The following is a 21,069-nucleotide window of genomic DNA, read 5'->3' as shown; positions in this document are numbered from 1 at the left end:
GAAGCCGAGACTTCGGCTATACTGACCACAGCAGCATAGCTAGCCCCCGATGTGTCCACTTTCCGGGGGTCGGGCCCTGTGATTGTTGTCCCGTGCCCCACCCAGCGTCTGGCCCAGCATCGTTAGCCGGCCGGTGGTTATTTTCTGCGGAGTTTGCGGACGAGGGCTCCGAACCAGCAGCAGATTTGTAGTCCTGCGGTGCGGACTCTACACCTGCTGCGGACGATTGAAAATCCTGGGGGCCGGGCTTGTCCGAACCAGCACCTGCAGGCTGATCGCCGCTAGGCATTGAAGCCGCATTCTCAGCAGACGTATCAGGTTCTTTGGTCTCCTGAGCACGAGGCTCCTGTCCACTATTTTTCTGCGCCTGCTCGTCCTGTGATTCAGGAACGGAAGATTCAGGAGTTTCAGCGTTCTGACGGGGTTGTTCCGAAAAATCACGGGGCGTAAAGCTTTGAGGGGAGTCAGAAATGCGGTCGTTTTCAGCCATTATCTGGTCCTTTTAGTTGTAGTCAGGGTAGGTAGGAAAGTGTCCCACGACACTGATTCGTGGGGCCACTAAGCAGGTTACAGTGTCAACCTAAAATTTATCCATCTCCGAGGCGGCTCACCCCATCGCAGCGTCGCGGCTCCTACCGGTCGATTCATTCCAAACGAATTATGTAGGGAAAACCACTTTCACTACTCCAAAGTGATAAATCGGGAAAATTCGAGTTAAAGTGGTGGGAGCGAAAAATATAGTTTTATCAGAAAGGTAGGCGGGCAGTGGCAGAAGTAGACCCCTATCCCCCATTCCAGCAATATGCGCACCCAGAGCGGCTTGTCTCCGCTCCGTGGCTGTCCGCGCGCCTGGGCATTAAAGGGTTACGCGTCATCGAGGTCGATGAAGACTCCCTTTTGTACGATATCGGACACATTCCCACGGCGACGCGGATCAATTTCCGTACTGAGCTGTTGAGCTCGCTGACGCGTGACTTTATCAACGGTGAGGAATTTACCCGCTTGATGCGGGAAAAGGGCATCCACGAGGATGATACCGTTGTCCTTTACGGCGATAAGTCCAATTGGTGGGCGGCCTACGCACTGTGGGTGTTTACCCTCTTTGGCCACAAGGACGTTCGCCTCCTCGATGGCGGGCGCGATGCGTGGATGTCAGAGGAGCGCGATACCTCCTTCATGGTCCCAGAATTCCCCGAGTCCGACTATCCCGAGGTAACCCGAGACGATTCCCTCCTGCGCGCCTTTGTCGCCGACATACGCGAAGCAACCGGCTCCCTGGTTGATACCCGGCCGCCGGAAGAATTCGCGGGTGAGGCGACGGAGTTCGACCCGAATGGAAACTCGCCTTATGGCACGACCATGTGCCACGGACACATTCCGGGCGCAATCAACTTGGAATGGGATCGCGCAACGTACCCCAACTCCTGTTTCCGCAACGTTGATGACCTGAAGGTCAACTACGGCATGCTGGAGCCTGATACCCACACCATTTTGTATTCCCATGTGGGCGCGCAGGCCGCGTTCACGTGGTTCGTGCTCACCTACCTTTTGGGCTTTAAAAAGGCGCAGGTCTACGATGGGTCATGGTCCGAGTGGGGCAACATGGTCAATATGCCGATTGAAAAGTAGATTTTCGTTGGGCTAATAAATACCCACATCACGGCGATGTGGGTTTATTTTTGTTTAAACGTAACGATCATTGCTAAACGGACGACTTTATTTTTTGGTGTGCAACAATAGATCCCGTAGTGAACGAAGTGTATTCAGGAGGTTACTGCCGTGGCAGTAGAAACCAAGAAGATCTCCAAGGTTCTCGTAGCGAACCGAGGTGAGATCGCCGTACGCGTTATTCGTGCTGCTCGCGATGCCGGGATCTCCTCAGTCGCCGTTTATGCCGAGCCGGACGCGCAGGCACCATTCGTCACGCTGGCAGATGAAGCTTTTGCCCTCGGCGGTTCTACCTCTGCGGATTCTTATCTTGTCTTTGACAAGATTCTGGATGCCGCCCACAAATCCGGCGCGGATGCCATCCACCCCGGCTATGGTTTCTTGTCCGAGAATGCCGATTTTGCCCAGGCGGTTATCGATGCCGGCCTGACCTGGATTGGACCGCCTCCCCAATCCATCCGCGCGTTGGGCGATAAGGTCACCGCCCGCCACATCGCCGAGCGGGCCGAAGCCCCCATGGCCCCCGGCACCAAGGACCCGGTAGCCAACGCAGACGAGGTCAAAGCCTTCGCGGATGAGCACGGCTTGCCCGTAGCCATCAAGGCGGCATTTGGTGGCGGCGGCCGCGGCATGAAGGTGGCACACACCACTGAAGAGATTCCGGAGCTTTTTGAATCCGCTACCCGCGAGGCCACCACTGCCTTTGGCCGCGGCGAGTGCTTTGTCGAACGCTACCTCGATAAGGCCCGCCACGTTGAGGCCCAGGTCTTGGCGGATAAGCACGGCAATGTTGTGGTCGTCGGCACGCGTGATTGCTCCCTGCAGCGCCGCTTCCAAAAGCTCGTAGAGGAGGCACCGGCGCCTTTCCTAAGCGACGAGCAGCGCGCCTCCATCCACGAATCCGCCAAGCGCATTTGCCGTGAGGCTGACTACTGTGGCGCCGGCACCGTGGAGTATTTGGTCGGTGCCGATGGCCTGATTTCCTTCCTCGAGGTCAATACCCGCCTGCAGGTGGAGCACCCCGTTTCTGAGGAAACCACCGGGCTGGACCTCGTGCGCGAGCAATTCCGGATTGCGCAGGGCGAAGAGCTTTCGCTAAGCGAGGACCCAACGCCGCGCGGGCATGCCTTTGAGTTCCGCATCAACGGCGAAGACGCCGCGGCCGGTTTTATGCCTGCCCCTGGCACCATCGTCAAGTACTCCGAGCCGGCCGGCCCAGGTGTGCGCGTGGATTCGGGCGTCATCGAGGGCTCCGTCATCGGCGGGCAATTCGATTCCATGCTGGCCAAGCTCATTGTCTGGGGTCCGGACCGCGAAACCGCCCTGCGACGCTCTGCCCGCGCCCTGTCTGAATACCAGGTTGAGGGCCTGCCCACCGTGCTGCCCTTTGACAGGGCCATCGTCGCCGATCCCGCCTTTACCGCGGAAAACGGCTCCTTCGATGTCTACACCAAGTGGATTGAGGAGGCCTGGGATAACCAGCTGACGCCGCACGATGATTCCACCGATGCGGAAGCCGGCGCGCCCGAGGCCTCCCAGGTCCACACCGTGGAAATCGATGGCCGCCGCATCGAGGTAGCATTGCCCGCCACCTTTGGCATTACCGGCGCGCGCAAGCGGAAAAAGCGCAAGGGTGCCGGTGCCAAGGCCGCAGTGTCCGGTGATGCCGTAACCGCACCGATGCAGGGCACAGTCATCAAGGTCAACGTGGAAGAGGGCCAAGAGGTAGAAGAGGGCGATATCGTCATGGTCCTTGAGGCCATGAAGATGGAAAACCCCGTCAAGGCCCACAAGTCCGGCACCGTAACCGGCCTGGCGGTCGAGGCTGGCGCGTCCACCACCAAGGGCGCGCAGCTGCTGGAAATTAAGTAACCATGCCAGCTAACCTGGAAGAATGACTGATTCTTCTCTTGGTGTTCGCTTGGCCAAGGAAGAGGACCGCGACTACCTTGCGGGCCTCTTCCCCTCCTATATCGCGGACTGGTCCCCCATCGTCGATGGCGGCGTCATCGCCTTGCCCCTTGCCGCCAACGAAGATCCAACCATAGAACCCGTGGGAGCCGCGCTCCTGCGCTACTACCCCGCCGCAACGAAAGGCCCAGCCTTCCTCGGCGATCCGGATGCTGACCCGCTTGACGATGCCACTTGGCTCACCCCCTTCGATCCCGAGGACATCCCAGAGCTCATCGTCGCCACCGACGGCACCGACGGCACCAGCGACGAGGCTTCCCGTGCCCACGACCTGCTGGTTGCCAACGCTATAGACCTCGCGGCCGAGCAAACCGCCCCCGGCATCGCGTCTGCCACGCCGCTACCTGGCTTCGAGGAACTCACCTCGGGTAAGTTCTTCCGCCGCTTTTAATCTGGCCCCAATCTCCTGCAGGCGTCCAAGGCCTGCAGGAGATAAATTTCAACGAAGACCTTGTGTTCTGCACCACAGCTGCTATCGTTAAGGGCTATGAAGATTTCCGCCTAGTACGACGTACCTTGCACACTCGTTCTTTAAAGGTGGATTCTTCATGCCGATTTCTCTTTCTCAACTCAGCCTGTCCTGGCCAGACGGCACGCCCTGCTTTTCTCAACTTTCCGCAACAATCCCTGACTCGGCTACTGGGATGATTGGCGATAATGGATCCGGAAAATCAACCCTTGCTAAGGTCCTGCCCCACCAGATCGCACCATCCTCGGGCACATTCTCGGCACCAGAAGTCACGTACCTAGACCAAGATCTTGGTCTACATGACTCTTTAACCATCGCCGACGTTTTTGGCGCAGCGGAAAAGATTGCCGCGCTCCACGCACTTGAAGCGGGAAATTACTCCGAGGAACTGCTGAAAACCATTGGCAACGACTGGGATATCGAAGACAGGATTCATGCCTGCCTCCATAACGCAGGCGTTGCCCACCCGCTAGATCGCACCATCGGCACGATTTCCGGGGGCGAAGCGGTCACCATCGCGCTAAACGCCGCCTTTTTTGATCACCCAGACTTTGTTATCCTCGATGAGCCGACCAATAACTTGGACGCAGCAGGAAAAACCAAGGTCACCGAGCTTATTTCCAGTTCTTCTACGCCCATGCTCGTCATCTCCCATGACCTAGACCTGCTCTCCCATGTCGAGCACATTGCAGAACTCTACGCGGGACGTTTGCGGTTATTTTCCGGAAATTATCACGCCTACCGGGAGGCCATAGAAACCGAACAGCGCGCTGCCGAAGCAGAAACGCGCGAGGCCAAAGCCGAACACCGTAAGCAAGTGCGCGAGCGCGAGGCGATGCAGGTGCGCATTTCCCGGGACAATCGCCGCGGCAAAGCCTTCTCGCACAACCGCCGAAAGCCCGGGATGGCAATGGGCAACGACAAGAATCGCTCCCAAAATACCGCGGCTAAGCGCTCAGCTCAGGCAGCGGGTTCGGTAAAGGAAGCATTTGCTGCCTATCAAGCTGCGCAACATAAAATCCGCCCGGACGAGCACGTACACCTTGATCTCCCGGGCACGCAGCTGCCCAATGGCACCCGCGTGCTCACCAGCAGCATCGTAGACTTAACCGGTCCTGAACATGTACGTCTCATGGGGCCAAATGGCAGCGGGAAAACCACATTCCTTAATAAGGTTGCGCGCGGTGACGTTGAGTACAGCTTGGACTGTGGATACTTGCGGCAGAAAATCACCCTGCCAGAAGATCGCACAATCTTAGAAATGGTCACGGAGGCCAATCCCACGGCTCACCCACAATTCATCCGCGATCAACTGGCACAGCTACTATTTCGCGATGACCAAGTGCACCGCCGCACCGGCCAGCTATCCGGCGGCGAACGCTTCCGCGCGGAATTTGCCCGGGTGCTTTTGGCCGAGCCCAGCCCTCAATTCCTCTTGCTTGATGAGCCCACCAATAATTTGGATATCACCACCATAAAGTGGCTCGTGCAGATTCTTGAGTCCTACGAGGGCGCATACTTGTTGGTCAGCCACGATGAGGGTTTCTGCAAGGAACTCAACTTAACCTCGCAGGTTCATATCTAGGTATCTTAGCCTCCATTCTGTATTACTTTTACTGACACAGATTGTGCTACTATTAGTAGTACAAAAAATAGTGGAAGGAGGTAGCTCATGCTCATCACTCTCAACCCTGACACGGATGTGCCGGTCTTCCAGCAAATTCACGATGAACTCGTGTTGGCCATCGCCCGCGGGCAACTGCTTGCTGGCGAAAAGCTCGATCCCGTGCGCCATGTCGCCGCGGATATTGGCATCAACCCAGCCACCGTGAAACACGCCTATGACCTGCTCGTGGCTGATGGCCTCGTCGAAACTGCGGGCCGGTCGGGGTCAATCGTTCGACTCGGCGCGCACACCGCGGCGCAAGAACAGCAGGTACGGCAACGCCTTCACCGCGTGGCGGCGCTTGCCCGCGCCCAGGGCTTTTCCACCGATGAGCTCCACGGCTATCTCGACTCCACACTGAAGGAGCTATCATGATTCTCACCATCCTCATGGCCGCCACTACGCTGGCCATAACGTGGATAATGACCACAATCCCGGCGCTGGCGGCACAAGGTGCCCCGCTCGGCGTTCGCGTTCCCCAAAGCCACCTTTCTGATCCGGTTGTGGTCGACGCAATTTCCGGTTTCAAAACCCGGACGTGGATTGTGGGCATCGCCGCGACGGTTATCTCGCTTTTCTACGTTAACCATTCATGGGTGGCGGCCTTGTCTTCCCTGTTGGTCATTATCGGCAGCACGTGGGCCTATCTCTCGCAGCGCCGCCACATCATCGCGGCTAAGAAGGACGGTGGCTGGTTCGACGGGGTAGAAACCGCGGTCAGTGCCCGAGTAGCGGGGCGAGACGCCGACGCTGTGCAGGATATTGATGTACCAACCCCATCTTTTCCCTGGCTCACCATGCTAGGTTCCTTGTTGGTCATCATCGCCGGCGCGCTCATCGTCGCTGCCCACTGGTCCGATATCCCCGATCCCGTCCCAGTACACTGGGATGACTCTATGGAGCCCGATAGCTGGAGCGATAAATCCATCGGCAGCGTCTTTTTCATCACGTTCATCGCGCTGGGAGTATGGCTGCTTTTCGCCGGCATCTGCTGGCTTATCCAACGCACCGCGGTTCAGCCACGCTCGGAGCGCTCCATCAAGGCGCGGCTACGGAATCAAGCAAACCTTGCAGCCTCCAACGAAGCGATGGGCACCCTGCTGCTTCTCATGTCTCTCGGGCTGTCGTTTATACAGATCACCAGCCCAGTACCCGGCTACCAGGACCTGGCTGGGCTCTCCTTTATCACCATGGTGGTGATGACCATTAGCGGCACCATAGCCATCGTGGCGATGATCCTGCGCGCCCAATCGCAGCTCGAGGAACAGCTGCGCGGGGTGAAATTTCCGGATAGCGACAAAGAATCCCCCGATAATGACGAGCATTATAAGTGGGGGATCCTGTACTACAATCCCGATGACCCAGCGGTGCTGGTGGACAAGCGCCTAGGCGTCGGAGTGTCCTTCAACTACGCCACGTGGCAGGCGAAGGTCTTCCTCGCCGTCATGGCGATCATCATCATCGGGTCGATTGCGCTTCCGTTAATTCTGATTTAACCAATGCGGTCCAGGATGATCTGGCGCTCCTTATCCAGCGGGGCGTCCGTAATCTTAAAGCTCTGCTGCAAAGTCTCGAGGGAACGCTCGAAGCGCTCCGGAGTCTCCGTGTGCAGGGTGAAAAGCTTTTGACCCTTAGATACCTTCTCACCCTTGACTGCGTGCAATTCGATGCCCGCGGTCGCCTGTACTGGGTCTTCCTTCCGCGCGCGGCCCGCGCCCAAGCGCCAGGAGCTTACACCGACGGACAGGGCATCGAGTTCGGTCAGGTAGCCATCGGATTCAACAATGACATCGTGGGTATGCGTCGCCACAGGAAGCTTGACGTCTGGGTCGCCGCCCTGTGCCTTAATCATTTGCTTCCACTTGTCCATAGCGCGGCCATCCTTGAGCGCCTTTTCCACGTCGGCATCGTGCACGCCAGCTGCTTCCAGCATCTCGCGCGCAAGTGCCAGGGTCAGCTCGACGACATCGCTTGGCCCGCCGCCGGCTAGGACCTCGACGGATTCTTCAACTTCGAGCGCGTTGCCCACCTTGCGGCCCAAAGGGGTGGACATATCCGTTAACAGTGCAGTGGTGGCGGTGCCGGCATCATTGCCCAAGTCCACCATGGTCTGCGCCAGCTCGCGGGCCAAGGTCTCATCCTTCATAAAGGCGCCGGAGCCCACTTTGACATCGAGGACCAGCGACGAGGTACCTTCCGCGATCTTCTTCGACATGATGGAGGAAGCAATAAGCGGAATGGCCTCAACGGTGGAGGTGATATCGCGCAGGGCATAGATCTTCTTGTCCGCGGGCGCTAGTCCAGAGCCTGCCGCGCAGATGATGCAGCCCGGATCCTCCAGGATTTCCATCAATCGCTCATTGGAAATATCCGCCTGCCAGCCCGGGATGGCTTCCAGCTTGTCCAGGGTGCCACCGGTGTGGCCCAAGCCGCGGCCAGAAAGCTGCGGGACCGCCACGCCAAAGGCGGCAACGAGAGGCGCGAGCTGCAGCGTGATCTTATCGCCAACGCCACCGGTGGAGTGCTTGTCCGCGGTCTTCTTGGACAAGGACTCAAAGCTCATCGTCTCACCGGAGGCAATCATCGCCTTAGTCCACTGCGAGATTTCCTCGCGGTTCATGCCGTTGAGGAAAATCGCCATGTTGAGTGCGGTCATCTGCTCATCGCCCACGACCCCGCGCGTATAGGCATCGATGACCCAATCGATTTCCTCCGGGCTAAATACCCCCTTGTCGCGCTTGGTACGAATAACATCTACCGCATCGAATTTCTCAGCCATGACGACTCCTCCTGTAATGATTTGGACACCGAAACATACAAGCACATGATGTGATTTACCACACTATATATAGTGGTTGTACACTCCACCACGTCCAATTATCATTCCCTATAGAACAGATGTCAATGAGTGTTTTTCTTTTTGTTCTAATAGAGGATTAACCCAATCTCTCTTCCCCCGTAGAAAGAAAGTCCATACCGCAATGAACGCCACCCCGGATTCGCCCCCCCTACCGATGCCGAATTGCTCAGCCTCGCAGAAGAAGCAGCCCACCACGCCTGGGCGCCTTATTCCTCTTTCCCAGTCGGTGCGGCTTTGCTGCTTGCCGATGGCCGCATTGTCACCGGCTCCAATGTCGAAAACGCCTCCAGCCCGCTAGGCATTTGCGCCGAGCGCAATGCCGCCGCCCACGTGGTCACCACCGCCGACGTGACGGCTACCGATGGCCACTTGCCCAGCATTCCGCAGATTAAAGCCGTCGCTATTATCGGCTTAAAGTCTGCACCTTGCTACCCTTGTGGCGCCTGCCGCCAGGTCCTGCGGGAGTTTAACTGCGAGCGCGTCATCGTTTCCGTAGATGGAAAGCCCCGTAGCCATGACTTTGCCGAGATCCTCCCCCATTCCTTTGGCCCAGAGTCACTCTAACTAAAAAGTCCCTTCAAAGAACGGTCAGAAAATATGGAACGCTTACAAGGATTGCTCGGCATCATTGCCATTCTTGCAGTGATCTACGTCCTGTCGAGCTCGCGTAAAAATATCAAGTGGCGCACCATTGGTGTGGGCCTTGTCCTGCAGGTGGTCTTCTGTTTCTTAGTCCTCGCGTGGGATCCTGGATTCAAAGCCCTCAAGGGCATCGCCAATGGGCTGACAAAGCTCACGGAATTTACCAACGAGGGCACCCAATTCGTCTTCGGTGGACTCTTCGGTGACGACTTCGTCTTTGCCCTCAATGTACTGCCCGTGATCATCTTCTTGGGTGCCATCATCGCCGCCCTGTACTACCTCCGGGTTATCCAGTACTTCGTGGAATACGTCGGCTCCGCCATCAAGTGGCTCATGGGCACCTCCAAGGTGGAATCCGTCTGGGCCACCACCGTGATCTTCCTCGGGCAATCCGAGGCCCCACTGGTGATTAAACCCTACCTTCCCAAGCTCACCCGATCCGAGCTTTATACCTGTATGGTCGGCGGCTTTGCCTCCGTGGCCGGATCCACGTTGATCGGCTATTCGCTCTTGGGCGCGCCCCTGGAATACTTGCTCGCCGCATCGCTCATGAATGCGCCGGGCTCCCTGCTCGTCGCCAAGGGCCTTATGCCAGAGACGGAAGAGACGAACCTCGACGCCACCGTTAAAGACGTCCGCGATACCGAATCTAAAAACATCATTGACGCCATCAGTAGCGGTGCCATGGCCGGCGGTAAGATCGCCATCTCGGTTGCCTGCTTGCTCATCGCCTTCATCGCCTCGATCGTGATGCTCTCTGCCATCCTCGGCGGCATTGGTTCCCTCTTCGGTCAAGATAACTGGTCGCTCGAAGGCCTCTTCGGCATCATCTTCGCCCCCGTGGCTTGGCTTATCGGTACGCCGTGGAACGAGGCCCTCGAGGTGGGTAACTTCATCGGTCAAAAGACCATCCTCAATGAGTTCGTTGGCTACACCGCTTTTGGTGAAAGCGTCGATGAGCTCAGCGATAAGGCCATCTTGATCTCCTCCTTCGCCCTCGCTGGCTTTGCCAACCTGTCCTCCATTGGTATTCAGATTGGCTCTATCGGCGGCCTCATTCCGGAGCGCCGCGGTGAAGTGGCCAAGCTTGGCCCACGCGCGCTCTTCGGCGGCTTCCTTACTAATATGCTCAACGCCGCCATCGTCGGCGTCATCGTGGCGCCAATGGTTCTCTAGCCTGGCGCGCTACCCTTCAAACGTAGAAATCCCCTCCTAGCTGGAAATTCTGAACTGGCCCCCGAAAGTTGGACTGGTTTAATTCTAGGTGATGAGGGGTTCAAGGGTCTGATTCCGATATTGCATCGGGGTCAGGCCCTTGAGTCGTTGTTGGATGCGTTCGGTGTTGTACCACTGGATGTACTCGTCGATCGCTTGGTTGAAGTCTTCGACGGTGTCGAAGACTTCCCCGTGGTACATCTCGGTCTTTACGTGCCCGAAGAAGTTCTCCATTACTGCATTGTCGTAGCAGTTGGCTTTACGCGACATCGACTGAACACCACCGTTGTCACCGATCAGGTTACGCCAGGAGGAATGCTGGTACTGGAATCCTTGATCGGTGTGCATCATCCACCCAGGCTTCGGTGCACAGGCTGCGATCGTCTTGGACAAAGAATCGGCAGTAAACGCTGCCGTCGGCGATGTGGCCACGGTGTGAGCAACGATTGAGCGGTCGAACAAGTCCATCACCGGTGACAAATACACTTTTCGGCCTGCGACCCTGAACTCGGTGACGTCGCTGACAAAGACGGTGTTTGGCGTGTCTGGGGTGAATTTGCGGTCGAGTTTGTTGTCAGCGATGTGGCTTATAGTTCCTGCGTAGGAAACATACGGCCTGCGTTGGCGGATCTTGGCTCGAAGACCCATCTGACGCATGAGTTTGTAGACGAGTTTGTGATTGACCACCCAGCCCTTGTTACGCAGGTCCAGCAACACCCGCCGGTAGCCGTAGCGATGCTTGTTAGCCTCGAAGCTTTCTAGGATCGCGTCCTTGATCGCAGCGTGCTTATCTGGCTCGCTGAGTCGTTTCTGGTGATAGAAGAATGTCGACCGTGGGATACCTGCTGCCTCTAGGAGGTACTCTAAGCGGTGGTGAGACTTGAGGATGACGATCGCCTGAACTTTCAGGCGTGTCCCTGATTCCTCAAGTCCCGCAATTTTTTTAGATAAGCGTTTTCAGCTTCCAACCGTGCGATCTGGCGGCGCAGCTTGTCTTCTTCTGTAAGCCGCTTCGGTGCGGCCGAGCCTTTAGGCCTGCCCTTCGATTTCGGTTTCAACGCCTCAACGCCGTCTTTGCGCCATTTCCACGCCCAGTCTTTGACGAGCAGGTCTGACGACAGTCCAAACTCGCGGGCAAGATCCATTCTTGTCTCGCCGGCAAGGTAGCGCTCGACAACTTCCTTCTTCACCTCGAAGGGGTAATGCTGCTTAGTCGGTTTCTCCACAAGACATAGCCTGCCACGCAGCACAAACCGACGGTAGAGACTCCGCACGGCGTGTCTGGAGACCCCGAGAGCATTGGCAGCTGCTTTACACCCCATGCCCTGCTCGAAACACTCCACCAACCGCTCGCGCTGATATTCGCTCAACGAACTTCGTACTCTCAAAGAAAACTACTCCCCACTAGTCGGTAACTGATTTCTCAGTCCAACTAATGGGGAGCAGTTCATTCATCCAAGCCGGGAGGGGATTTACACGTCTGTGCTAGGCGGCGCCGCTACTTGATTACGGCGATGAGGTCGCCGCCTTCCACCTTGGTGGCCTGGCCAATGGCCACGCGGTCCACCACACCATCCTTGGTGGCGGAAATGGAGGCTTCCATCTTCATAGCCTCGATGACCGCGACTTGATCGCCGGCCTTGACCTCGTCGCCTGGCTCTGCCGTGGGGTTGACCACACCGGCGAACGGGGCCGCTACGTGACCGTCATTGGACGGGTCCGCCTTCTCCACCGTAGCCACAGTGGACTCGGCGTTTTCATCGCGCACCTTCATCGGGCGGATTTGGCCGTTGACGTTGAGCACGACATTGCGCATGCCCTTCTCATCCGGCTCACCCACAGCATCGAGGCGCACCACGATCTGCTTAAGGTCGGAGCGATCGGTGGAATCTTCTGGGAAGAAGTGCACCACCTTTTCTTCGCCTTCGGTCAGGCCGTAGAAGAAGGTCGTATCCGTCAGCGCCTCGGTATTGCCGTACTTGCGGCGGAACTCGTTGAATTCCTCGAACTGCTTGGGGAAAAGCAGGCGGTTCAGACTCGCACGACGCTCATCCGAGTTGTCCGATTCCAAGTGCGGCTGCTCTTCTGCCGGGACATCGGTAATCTGCGCGCCGGTTTCGGCGCGACCATCGAGGACCTTATCGCGCAGTTCCGGCCAGCCACCCGGAGGGGTACCCAGCTGGCCGCGGAGGAATTGATCCACGGAATCCGGGATATCGTACTTCGTCGGGTTGGCTGCGAAGTCTTCCGGAGAAACGCCGGTGCCCACGAGGTGGAGCGCCAGGTCACCCACCACCTTGGAGGACGGGGTGACCTTGGTGGGGCGACCCAGCATCTCGTTGACGGCGGCGTAGTTATCCTCGATGACCTCGAAGCGATCCGCAAGGCCCAAAGCCACAGCCTGCGCGCGCAGGTTCGACAGCTGACCACCCGGAATCTCGTGCTTGTACACGCGGCCGGTCGGGCCAGGAATGCCGTTTTCAAACGGGGCGTACAGCTGGCGCACGGCCTCCCAGTACGGCTCCAAGTCCGAGACCGCTTGCAGGTCGATTCCAGTATCGCGCTTGGAGTTGGAGAACGCGGCGATGAGCGCGGAAAGCGAAGGCTGCGACGTGGTGCCAGCCAGCGGCGCCGAGGCGCCATCGACAATATCGGCACCGGCGCGCGCCGCCGCGAAGTAGGTAGCGATCTGTCCACCGGCGGTATCGTGCGTGTGGACGTGGACCGGCAGGTCGAATTCCTTGCGCAGCGCCGTGACCAGGGTGTGCGCGGCCTCTGGGCGCAACAGTCCCGCCATGTCCTTAACGGCCAGGATGTACGCGCCGGATTCTACGATCTGCTCGGCGAGCTTCAAGTAGTAATCCAAGGTGTAGAGGTCTTCCTTCGGCGAAGAAAGGTCACCGGAATACGCCATGGCCACCTCGGCCACGGTGGTATTCGTCTCGAGCACGGCGTCGATGGCAGGGCGCATCTGGGAGACATCGTTAAGTGCATCGAAAATGCGGAAGACATCCACACCAGACTTGGCTGCTTCCTGCACGAAGGAGCGGCAGACCGAATCCGGGTACGGGGTATAACCCACGGTATTGCGCCCGCGCAGGAGCATCTGGATGTTCTGGTTCGGCATGGCCTCGCGCAGCAGATCAAGACGCACCCAGGGATCCTCGTGGAGGAAGCGCATGGCCACGTCATAGGTAGCACCACCCCACGCCTCCACCGAGAAGAGGTCTGGGGTCAGGCGCGCCACGGCCTCTGCCGCAGACACCAAGGCGGTGCTGCGCACACGGGTAGCAAGCAGGGACTGGTGGGCATCGCGGAACGTCGTATCCGTGACCATCAAAGGCTCTTGAGCGCGAATCTTTTCCGCGTACTTCTGCGGCCCCAGCTCCAAGAGGTCATCGCGGGAACCACGCGGGAGCGGCTCTTCCGCATTGAACTTCGGCAGCTTATCAAACGGGCGCAACGCGGTGGGCCTATCACCATTGGGCTTATTCACGGTGACATCCGCGATGTAGTCCAGGATACGTCCGGACTCATCTACCGCCGGTGGCGCCTTGAGCAGATCCGGGTGATCGGTAATGAACCCGGTATCGACGCGGGTATTGACGAAGTCGGACTTATTGAGCAACGCGCGCAGGAAGCCGATATTGGTGGCCACGCCGGAGACGTGGAACTCGTTCAGCGCGCGGCGGGCACGGTGGACGGCCTGCTCGAACGTGGTGCCGCGGCAGGTCATCTTCACCAACAGGGAGTCGAAGTTGGGCGATACCTCAGCACCCACGGAGGTCGCACCGTCCAAGCGCACACCAGCGCCACCCGGCGAGCGGTACGCAGTCAACGTACCCGTATCTGGACGGAAGCCGTTATTCGGGTCTTCGGTAGTAATGCGGCACTGCAATGCGGAGCCGGTAATGGTGATATTTTCTTGCGACAGGTTGATGTCTTCCAAAGAAGCCCCGGCTGCGATATTCATCTGTGCCTTGACGATGTCCACACCGGTAACCTCCTCGGTCACGGTGTGCTCCACCTGCACGCGGGGGTTCATCTCAATGAATACGTGGTTGCCGCGCTCATCCACGAGGAACTCCACCGTGCCGGCACCTTCATAGTTGATGTGCTCGCAGAAGTTCACGGCATCCTGGCAGATGCGCTCTCGCAGCTCCGAATCCAGCGATGGCGCGGGAGCGATTTCTACGACCTTCTGGTGGCGGCGCTGCACGGAGCAATCGCGCTCAAAAAGGTGGATGACGTTGCCCTGGGAATCCGCGAGCACCTGCACCTCAATGTGTTGCGGATTAATCACCGCGGTCTCGAGGTACACGCTGCCATCGCCAAACGCCGCCTCGGCCTCGCGTGAGGCTTCTGCCGCCCGTTCGCGCAGCTCAGATTCCGATTCCACGTAGCGCATACCGCGCCCGCCACCGCCAGAGACGGCCTTGACAAAGACTGGGAAGCTGAAGTCACCGGCGTCTGCCACCAGCTTATCGATGTCCGTGGTCGGCTCCGAGTCCTGCAGCGTCGGCAGCCCTGCTTCCTTCGCAGCGTTAACCGCAGCGGATTTATCACCGGTGAGATCCAGCGTGCCCGGGGTAGGACCAATGAACTTAATGCCATTGTCCTCGCAGGCGCGGGCCAAATCGGCGCGCTCGGACAAGAAGCCGTAACCCGGATAGATAGCATCCGCCTCAGACTTCTTGGCAGCGCGGATGATTTCCTCGATATCGAGGTATGCCTTGACGGGCTGTCCCTCGTCACCAATGCGCACTGCCTCATCCGCAAAGGCGCGGTGGAAGGAGTTGCGATCTTCACGAGGATAGACGGCGACGGTCTTCGCCCCCGTTTCAAAGGCAGCGCGGAAGGCACGCACGGCGATTTCACCGCGGTTGGCTACCAAAATCTTGTCGAACGATGGAAGGGCGGAATTGGCCACTTGGGTGTTCCTTTCAACTTGGAAGACGCTGCGTTGCAACGTCCCCACTGGGGTGATCCGTCTCTCAGTTTAGAGATCAGAATAGTTTTTATCATCCCTTTTTTAAAACGGAGTTTTCTACACTCACCTGCAACTTAAACCCCGCCTAGGCGATTTCTGCCAGCCAACCAGTAATAACAGTCCTAACAATTCTGCAAAGTCTGCAAATTTCCATCCGGCAAATTTTTTGCAGTCGGTGTCGCAGTCGCAGCCGTAGTCGGTACCGGAGTCGTAGGCGAAACCGATGCCGCAGCTGCAGCCATATCTGCTGCCGCTGCCGCTACATGTGCATCCTCCTATGCAATATCTGAGGCGAAAATGCGACATCTAAGGGCGCGGTTTGCTCAGTTATACCGTAGGAGGATGCACATTTGACGCAGATGTATGCGGATATACCGCAGGAGGGATGCACAAATGCTCCCCACGCAAGCGTGGGGAGCATCTACGTTCCACTTACCCGGGTTACACGGTCCGCCGCGGGACGAACCGCGCGGGAAGCCAAGTGTTTAGAAGGACTTCGGCGGAACGGAGCGCTGGTCTTCGCCGGCGTAGGCGGACAGCGGGCGAATCAGCGAGTTGTTCTCGTTTTGTTCCACGATGTGCGCAGTCCAGCCGGTGATGCGGGCCATGACGAAGATCGGGGTGAAGAACTGAATATCGAACCCGAGGATGTGGTAAGCAGGGCCGGCCGGGAAGTCCAGGTTCGGCTTGATCTTGATCGAGGTGTTTTCCTCCATGGTCTTGGCCATGATGTCGTACATCTCGATCCACTTGGTCTGGTCGTGCTGCTCGGCAAGCTCCTTGAAGGCGGCCTCCATGGTGGGAACGCGGGAGTCGCCATTCTTGTACACGCGGTGACCAAAGCCCATGACCAGGTCCTTATTAGCCAGCTTGTTCTTGGTCCACTCCTCTGCCTTGGCAGGATCGTCTACCTCGAGGAAGTTCTTCATGACGGCCTCGTTGGCGCCGCCGTGCAGCGGTCCCTTGAGCGCGCCGATGGCGGCGACGATGGCGGAGTAGGTATCAGACATCGTGGAGGTAACCACGCGTGCCGAGAAGGTCGAGGCATTGAAGGAGTGCTCGGCATAAAGGATGAGGGACTTATCAAAGGCCTCGATATCGGCGCGGTTTACCGCCGGGGAGCCTTCTTCATCGCCGAAGACCATCCACAGGAAGTTTTCGGCAAAGCCCTTCTTACGGGAAGGCTCGATGTAGCCTTCACCGCGGCGGCGACGGATGTCGAGCGCGATGATGGTGGGGATCTTCGCCATGAGTTCGAGCGCGGTACGGCGGACGTGCTCGGAGTCCCTGGTGTATTCCTCCGCGTCCTGGGCCCCGATGAAGGAAATCGCCGTGCGCAGCACGTCCATGGGGTGGCAGCTTTGTGGCATGGACATGATGAGGTCAATGAGATGGCGGTCCAGGTGACGCAATGCCTTTTCACGCGCGGAGAAACGGATGAGGGATTCTTGGCCCGGCAGCTTGCCATTCCACAAGAGGTACGCAACCTCTTCGAAGGAGCAGTAGCGGGCCAGTTCTTGGACCGGGTAGCCGCGGTAGGTCAAGGAGTTGGTCTCAGGAACGACCTTGGAAACGGCAGTTTCATCAACGACGACGCCGTAGAGGCCCTTGCGGATTTCTGGGGTTTCGTTTTTCTTATCGGACATGGTCACTGGCTCCTTAGCTTTCAAAAGTGGGTTGATAGTTGTCTTTGGAATAGGTGAATACGGACTGGTCGAACTCGTTGTATTCCTGGTAGCGGACCAGCTCGTACAGGCGGGAGCGGTGCTGCATGCGCTCTAGCCACTCAGTCTGGATGCCGGTTTCCTGCAAGTCGCGCAGGAATTCTTCGGTAGCGCCCATGGCCACGCGGAAGCTGGAGACTGGCCAGATCACAGCGTTGTATCCCAAACCGTCGAGGGTTTTCGCTGATTGCAGCTCGGTTTTTCCAAACTCCGTCATATTCGCCAAAAGCGGTGTATCCACGGCGGCGCGGAACTTTTCAAAGTCCGCGGGGGAATACAGCGCCTCGGTGAAGATGAGGTCCGCGCCGGCTTCGGCATAGGCCTTGGCGCGGTCGATGGCGTCATCGATGCCATTGACACCGGCGGCATCGGTACGGGCGCAGATGATGAAATTAGGATCGCGACGCTCGTTGACGGCTGCGCTGATGCGGCGGACCATAACCTCCTTGTCCACCACTTCCTTGCCGTCGAGGTGCCCGCAACGCTTCGGGTTGACCTGGTCTTCTAGGTGGCAGCCGGCCAGCCCGGCATCCTCGAGCGCGGCGACGGTGCGGGCGGCGGACATGGGTTCGCCGAAGCCGGTATCGGCATCGACAAGCACGGGCAAGTCCGTAGCGCGCGCGATCTGCCCGGCGCGCTGGGCCACCTCGGTCAAGGTGGTCAGCCCAATATCGGGCAGGCCCAAATCATTGGCCAACACCGCGCCGGATACGTAGACGCCGTCGAAGCCGCCGATGTCCTGGATAAGCCGGGCGGTCAGCGGGTTAAACGCGCCCGGCAGCGTGGTGATCGATCCGGATTCGATGGATTTACGGAAATTCGCGCGCTTTTCTGCTTTGCTGATTGTAGAACCAAATAGTCCAGCCATTAGAAGATTCCCTCCGGTTTCTCGGGCGCGGTGGCGAGGTGCTCATCGCTGACCCGCACGTTGAGTTCGGTTAGATCGGTGAGGTTTTCTAGGTCTTGCACGGCGGTGAGGAAGCGCTCTTGCTCGGCCTCGTCGACGACGCCATCGGCAAGCTTTTTGAACTTGGCGATGTACTGCTCGCGGGCGAAGGGGCGGGCGCCCAGCGGGTGGGCGTCAGCCACGGCGCGCTCATCCTCGATGACGATGCCGTCCTTGAAGGTGATAACGGCCTTGCCGCCGAAGGCTTTTTCCTCAAGGTCGTTGGAGTGATAGCGGCGCGTCCACTCGGGATCCTCGACGGTGGAGATCTTCTGCCACAGCTCGATGGTCTCCGGGCGGTTGGAGCGCTCAGGGGAATAGGAGGTTTCGTGGTCCCAAACGCCATCCTCTAGCGCGACCGCGAAGATGTACATCACAGAGTGGTCCAGCGTTTCGCGGGAGGCGGACGGATCCATCTTTTGCGGATCGTTCGCTCCGGTACCGATGACGTAATGGGTGTGATGGGAGGTGTGCAGCACGATGGACTCGATATCCGCCGTCTTCAGGCCCTTATCCTCCAGCGTCTTTTTCAGCGCAAAGGCCATGTCGATGGGCGCCTGCGCCTGGTATTCCGCGGAGTGTTCCTTGGTGTAGGTATCCAGGATGGCGGTCTTGGCCTCACCGTTTTCTGGCAGGGGCACGGTGTAGGTGCGCTCTGGCGAATGCAGCATCCAGGCGATGAACCCGTCCTCGCCCTCCCAGATAGGTGCCGGGGCGCCTTCGCCGCGCATAGTGCGGTCAACGGCCTCGATGGCCATCTTGCCCGCGAAGGCTGGAGCGTAGGCCTTCCACGAGGAAATCAGGCCCTTGCGGGACTGACGGGTTGCCGTGGTGGTGTGCAGCGCCTGGCCGACGGCCTGGTAAATCGTGTCCTTATCCAGGCCCAACATCGTGCCAAGCCCTGCGGCTACCGATGGCCCCAAGTGCGCCACGTGGTCGATCTTGTGCTCGTGCAGGCATATGCCTTTGACCAGGTTGACCTGGATTTCGTAGCCGGTCGCGATGCCGCGGATAAGGTCACGGCCGCTCAGACCGTTGTGCTGCGCTGCGGCAAGAAGCGGCGGAATATTATCGCCGGGGTGAGAATATTCGGCGGCGAGGAAGGTGTCGTGATAGTCCAACTCGCGAACCGCGGTGCCATTGGCCAGCGCGGCCCACTCCGCGGAATACGTGCCATCGATGCCGAAAATGGTGGAACCACCCTTGTCCACGGGGTGGGCTTCTGCCATCACTCGCGCGGATGTAACGGGGCCACGGGCAACGGAGGCCATAGCTACTGCGGCGTTGTCGATGATGCGGTTGATGATCATCTCGGTGGTTTCTTCCGGGACTTCTACGGGGTCCGCGGCCACCTCGGCCACCTTGTGCGCCAGGTGCTCCTCGTACGGGAAGTCCTCGGCGGATTTATGAGTGCGTACCTCATGGTTTTTCACTGGTTGCGTCCTCCTTCATCAAGAATGCGTTGCACATCACAGTAAATGCTTGCATGTGGTGCACGCTATAGGTAACGTTTGTGGAAATTAGCGGACTTCTTTTGTGAAATCTGCAAAACTTGTGATTTTCACAGCGCATGGGCAGTAAAGGAAGGGCGAGGACGCATGACCAAGCACTATGCGGGGGCACGGATTCACGCTTTGCGCAAGCAACGCGGTCTCACCCAGGTGGCGATGGCGAAGAAGTTGGGGTTATCCACGAGCTACCTCAACCAGTTGGAAAACGACCAGCGCCCGCTGACCGTGACCGTATTAATGCAGCTAGCCCAGCGCTTTACCGTGGACCCCAGCTACTTCGCCGAAGACCGCGATATCCATACGATTACCGAGCTCCGCCACATCTTCCCCGATGCCTCTGAGGAAGCGCTATCGGATCTCGCCTCCCGCTTTCCCGAGTTGATGCCGCGGTTTGTTGATATTGCCTCGCGCGCGCCTGCCGCAGACCCCTCCCCCTTTGAAGTGGTGCGCGATTTCTTTTATGACGCGCATAACTACATCCACGAGCTCGATGTGCTCGCAGAAGAACTCGCCGGCCAGTTGGGCGATCGCGTCCTGCGCCGCGGCCGACTGGCCTCCCGCATGCACGAAGACCTGGGTGTTACCGTGCGCTTTTCCCGGCCCGGCCCCCGGCGTAGCTTCGACCCGGATACGCGCGAACTCTCGCTACGCGATGGGCTATCTGAGGCCCAATTGGTCTTTGAAATGGCCCTGCAATACTGCCTGCTGGCCTACGGCGATATCTGTGACAACCTCGTGTCTGAACTGCCCGAAGGCGAATCCCAGGACTTGGCCACCCTGGGCCTTGCGCAGTATTTCGCAGCGGCTGTCACCATGCCCTACCAGCGCTTTCTCACAATGGCAGAAGATACCCGCTACGATATCGATCTGCTGTGCAACTACTTTGGAACCGGGTTTGAAACAACGGCGCAGCGCCTCGCCACGCTCCAGCGCCCAGGGCTGAAGGGCGTGCCCTTTTCCTTCATCCGCACCGACCGTGCGGGCAATATTTCCAAGCGGCAGTCCTCTACTGCCTTTCACTTCGCGCGCTCTGGCGGATCCTGCCCCCTGTGGGTGGTCCACCGCGCCTTTGAAACCCCGAACCGCATTACCCGGCAGGTCGCGGCCATGCCGGATGGCCACGCCTACCTGTGGATCGGGCGTTTCGTGCAGGGAACGGCCAAGTCTTGGGGTACGCCGCGCAAGGAATTCGCGGTAGGCCTAGGCTGCGATATCACCCAGGCGGATCGCATCGTCTATGCCGATGCCCTGAACCTGGACATGTCCGCCGCCACCCCGATTGGCCCAGGCTGCACGGCCTGCCCCCGCGAGTTCTGTCCGCAACGCGCCCTGCCGGAGGCAGATAGACCGATCAAAGTCGAGCTCAACCGCACTGCGGAACAGGCCTACTCCACGTTCTAGGAACGA

16 protein-coding genes are annotated in these 21,069 nt (G+C 58.6%); 9 read left to right on the top strand and 7 right to left on the bottom strand.

Going from position 1 to position 21,069, the window contains the following annotated elements:
* Positions 1 to 16: 16 nt before the first annotated feature.
* Positions 17 to 490, bottom strand: coding sequence for a hypothetical protein (locus ABRP64_RS08995; protein WP_349866207.1), 474 nt, complete (start codon positions 488 to 490; stop codon positions 17 to 19).
* A gap of 275 nt (positions 491 to 765) precedes the next feature.
* Here ABRP64_RS08995 and ABRP64_RS08990 point away from each other — a divergent pair, with 275 nt between their 5' ends.
* The 6 genes from ABRP64_RS08990 to ABRP64_RS08965 all read left to right on the top strand — a co-directional run bounded on the left by ABRP64_RS08990 (position 766) and on the right by ABRP64_RS08965 (position 7,270).
* A complete protein-coding gene (locus ABRP64_RS08990; RefSeq protein ID WP_349866205.1) occupies positions 766 to 1,629 on the top strand; it encodes a sulfurtransferase in 864 nt (287 codons plus the stop codon).
* A gap of 150 nt (positions 1,630 to 1,779) precedes the next feature.
* Positions 1,780 to 3,540, top strand: a complete 1,761-nt coding sequence (locus ABRP64_RS08985; protein WP_284852092.1) for an acetyl-CoA carboxylase biotin carboxylase subunit — start codon at positions 1,780 to 1,782, stop codon at positions 3,538 to 3,540.
* Between the two features lie 22 nt (positions 3,541 to 3,562).
* Positions 3,563 to 4,030: a hypothetical protein gene (locus ABRP64_RS08980; RefSeq protein WP_284784451.1), complete on the top strand. Its 468-nt coding sequence runs from the start codon at positions 3,563 to 3,565 to the stop codon at positions 4,028 to 4,030.
* A gap of 157 nt (positions 4,031 to 4,187) precedes the next feature.
* The gene (locus tag ABRP64_RS08975; RefSeq protein WP_349866203.1) at positions 4,188 to 5,693 is read left to right on the top strand and encodes an ATP-binding cassette domain-containing protein; all 1,506 of its coding nucleotides are present in this window, start codon (positions 4,188 to 4,190) and stop codon (positions 5,691 to 5,693) included.
* An 87-nt stretch (positions 5,694 to 5,780) separates the two neighbouring features.
* The gene (locus tag ABRP64_RS08970; protein ID WP_284770092.1) at positions 5,781 to 6,149 is read left to right on the top strand and encodes a GntR family transcriptional regulator; all 369 of its coding nucleotides are present in this window, start codon (positions 5,781 to 5,783) and stop codon (positions 6,147 to 6,149) included.
* Positions 6,146 to 7,270, top strand: coding sequence for a DUF1648 domain-containing protein (locus ABRP64_RS08965; protein ID WP_284852089.1), 1,125 nt, complete (start codon positions 6,146 to 6,148; stop codon positions 7,268 to 7,270). Before ABRP64_RS08970 ends, ABRP64_RS08965 begins: the two co-directional genes overlap by 4 nt.
* On the opposite strand, the gene ABRP64_RS08960 is transcribed toward ABRP64_RS08965, so the two are convergent.
* Complete coding sequence (locus tag ABRP64_RS08960; RefSeq protein ID WP_349866201.1) at positions 7,267 to 8,553, bottom strand: thymidine phosphorylase; 1,287 nt, start codon at positions 8,551 to 8,553, stop codon at positions 7,267 to 7,269. The two genes, ABRP64_RS08965 and ABRP64_RS08960, sit on opposite strands and share 4 nt — an antisense overlap.
* Positions 8,554 to 8,796: 243 nt before the next feature.
* On the opposite strand from ABRP64_RS08960, the gene ABRP64_RS08955 reads away from it, so the two are divergent.
* Both ABRP64_RS08955 and ABRP64_RS08950 read left to right on the top strand, forming a co-directional pair.
* Entirely contained in the window at positions 8,797 to 9,198 is a 402-nt protein-coding gene (locus tag ABRP64_RS08955) for a cytidine deaminase (protein WP_284770095.1), read from the top strand.
* A 33-nt stretch (positions 9,199 to 9,231) separates the two neighbouring features.
* Positions 9,232 to 10,452, top strand: a complete 1,221-nt coding sequence (locus tag ABRP64_RS08950) for a NupC/NupG family nucleoside CNT transporter (RefSeq protein WP_349866199.1) — start codon at positions 9,232 to 9,234, stop codon at positions 10,450 to 10,452.
* Between the two features lie 84 nt (positions 10,453 to 10,536).
* Here ABRP64_RS08950 and ABRP64_RS08945 read toward each other — a convergent pair.
* The 5 genes from ABRP64_RS08945 to prpD all read right to left on the bottom strand — a co-directional run bounded on the left by ABRP64_RS08945 (position 10,537) and on the right by prpD (position 19,584).
* Positions 10,537 to 11,879 (bottom strand): IS3 family transposase gene (locus tag ABRP64_RS08945; protein WP_502880528.1). Its coding sequence is split into 2 segments (ribosomal slippage): positions 10,537 to 11,438 and positions 11,438 to 11,879, totalling 1,344 coding nucleotides; the frame shifts between segments, so codons are not numbered across the junction.
* A 110-nt stretch (positions 11,880 to 11,989) separates the two neighbouring features.
* Entirely contained in the window at positions 11,990 to 15,421 is a 3,432-nt protein-coding gene (locus ABRP64_RS08940; protein WP_349866197.1) for a pyruvate carboxylase, read from the bottom strand.
* Positions 15,422 to 15,966: 545 nt separating this feature from the next.
* A complete protein-coding gene (locus ABRP64_RS08935; RefSeq protein WP_284852087.1) occupies positions 15,967 to 17,127 on the bottom strand; it encodes a bifunctional 2-methylcitrate synthase/citrate synthase in 1,161 nt (386 codons plus the stop codon).
* Positions 17,128 to 17,140: 13 nt separating this feature from the next.
* Positions 17,141 to 18,073: a methylisocitrate lyase gene (gene prpB / locus ABRP64_RS08930; RefSeq protein WP_349866195.1), complete on the bottom strand. Its 933-nt coding sequence runs from the start codon at positions 18,071 to 18,073 to the stop codon at positions 17,141 to 17,143.
* Positions 18,073 to 19,584 (bottom strand): 2-methylcitrate dehydratase PrpD, encoded by a 1,512-nt coding sequence (gene prpD / locus ABRP64_RS08925; RefSeq protein ID WP_349866193.1) that lies wholly within the window; start codon positions 19,582 to 19,584, stop codon positions 18,073 to 18,075. Before prpD ends, prpB begins: the two co-directional genes overlap by 1 nt.
* A 165-nt stretch (positions 19,585 to 19,749) precedes the next feature.
* On the opposite strand from prpD, the gene ABRP64_RS08920 reads away from it, so the two are divergent.
* The gene (locus ABRP64_RS08920) at positions 19,750 to 21,063 is read left to right on the top strand and encodes a short-chain fatty acyl-CoA regulator family protein (RefSeq protein ID WP_284770106.1); all 1,314 of its coding nucleotides are present in this window, start codon (positions 19,750 to 19,752) and stop codon (positions 21,061 to 21,063) included.
* Positions 21,064 to 21,069 lie beyond the last annotated feature (6 nt).

The sequence above is a fragment of the Corynebacterium sp. KPL4015 genome (genome assembly GCF_040225725.1).
GTDB lineage: Bacteria > Actinomycetota > Actinomycetes > Mycobacteriales > Mycobacteriaceae > Corynebacterium > Corynebacterium rhinophilum.
The sequence above is the reverse complement of the archived record's forward strand: the minus strand, read 5'-3'. Positions and strand labels throughout refer to the sequence as shown.

Excerpts from the sequence above, each read along its gene's own strand:
- ABRP64_RS08995 (WP_349866207.1), bottom strand. The coding sequence starts at position 490 with ATGGCTGAAAACGACCGCATTTCTGACTCCCCTCAAAGCTTTACGCCC.
- ABRP64_RS08980 (WP_284784451.1), top strand. The coding sequence starts at position 3,563 with ATGACTGATTCTTCTCTTGGTGTTCGCTTGGCCAAGGAAGAGGACCGC.
- ABRP64_RS08975 (WP_349866203.1), top strand. The coding sequence starts at position 4,188 with ATGCCGATTTCTCTTTCTCAACTCAGCCTGTCCTGGCCAGACGGCACG.
- ABRP64_RS08970 (WP_284770092.1), top strand. The coding sequence starts at position 5,781 with ATGCTCATCACTCTCAACCCTGACACGGATGTGCCGGTCTTCCAGCAA.
- ABRP64_RS08965 (WP_284852089.1), top strand. The coding sequence starts at position 6,146 with ATGATTCTCACCATCCTCATGGCCGCCACTACGCTGGCCATAACGTGG.
- ABRP64_RS08960 (WP_349866201.1), bottom strand. The coding sequence starts at position 8,553 with ATGGCTGAGAAATTCGATGCGGTAGATGTTATTCGTACCAAGCGCGAC.
- ABRP64_RS08950 (WP_349866199.1), top strand. The coding sequence starts at position 9,232 with ATGGAACGCTTACAAGGATTGCTCGGCATCATTGCCATTCTTGCAGTG.
- ABRP64_RS08935 (WP_284852087.1), bottom strand. The coding sequence starts at position 17,127 with ATGTCCGATAAGAAAAACGAAACCCCAGAAATCCGCAAGGGCCTCTAC.
- prpB (WP_349866195.1), bottom strand. The coding sequence starts at position 18,073 with ATGGCTGGACTATTTGGTTCTACAATCAGCAAAGCAGAAAAGCGCGCG.
- ABRP64_RS08920 (WP_284770106.1), top strand. The coding sequence starts at position 19,750 with ATGACCAAGCACTATGCGGGGGCACGGATTCACGCTTTGCGCAAGCAA.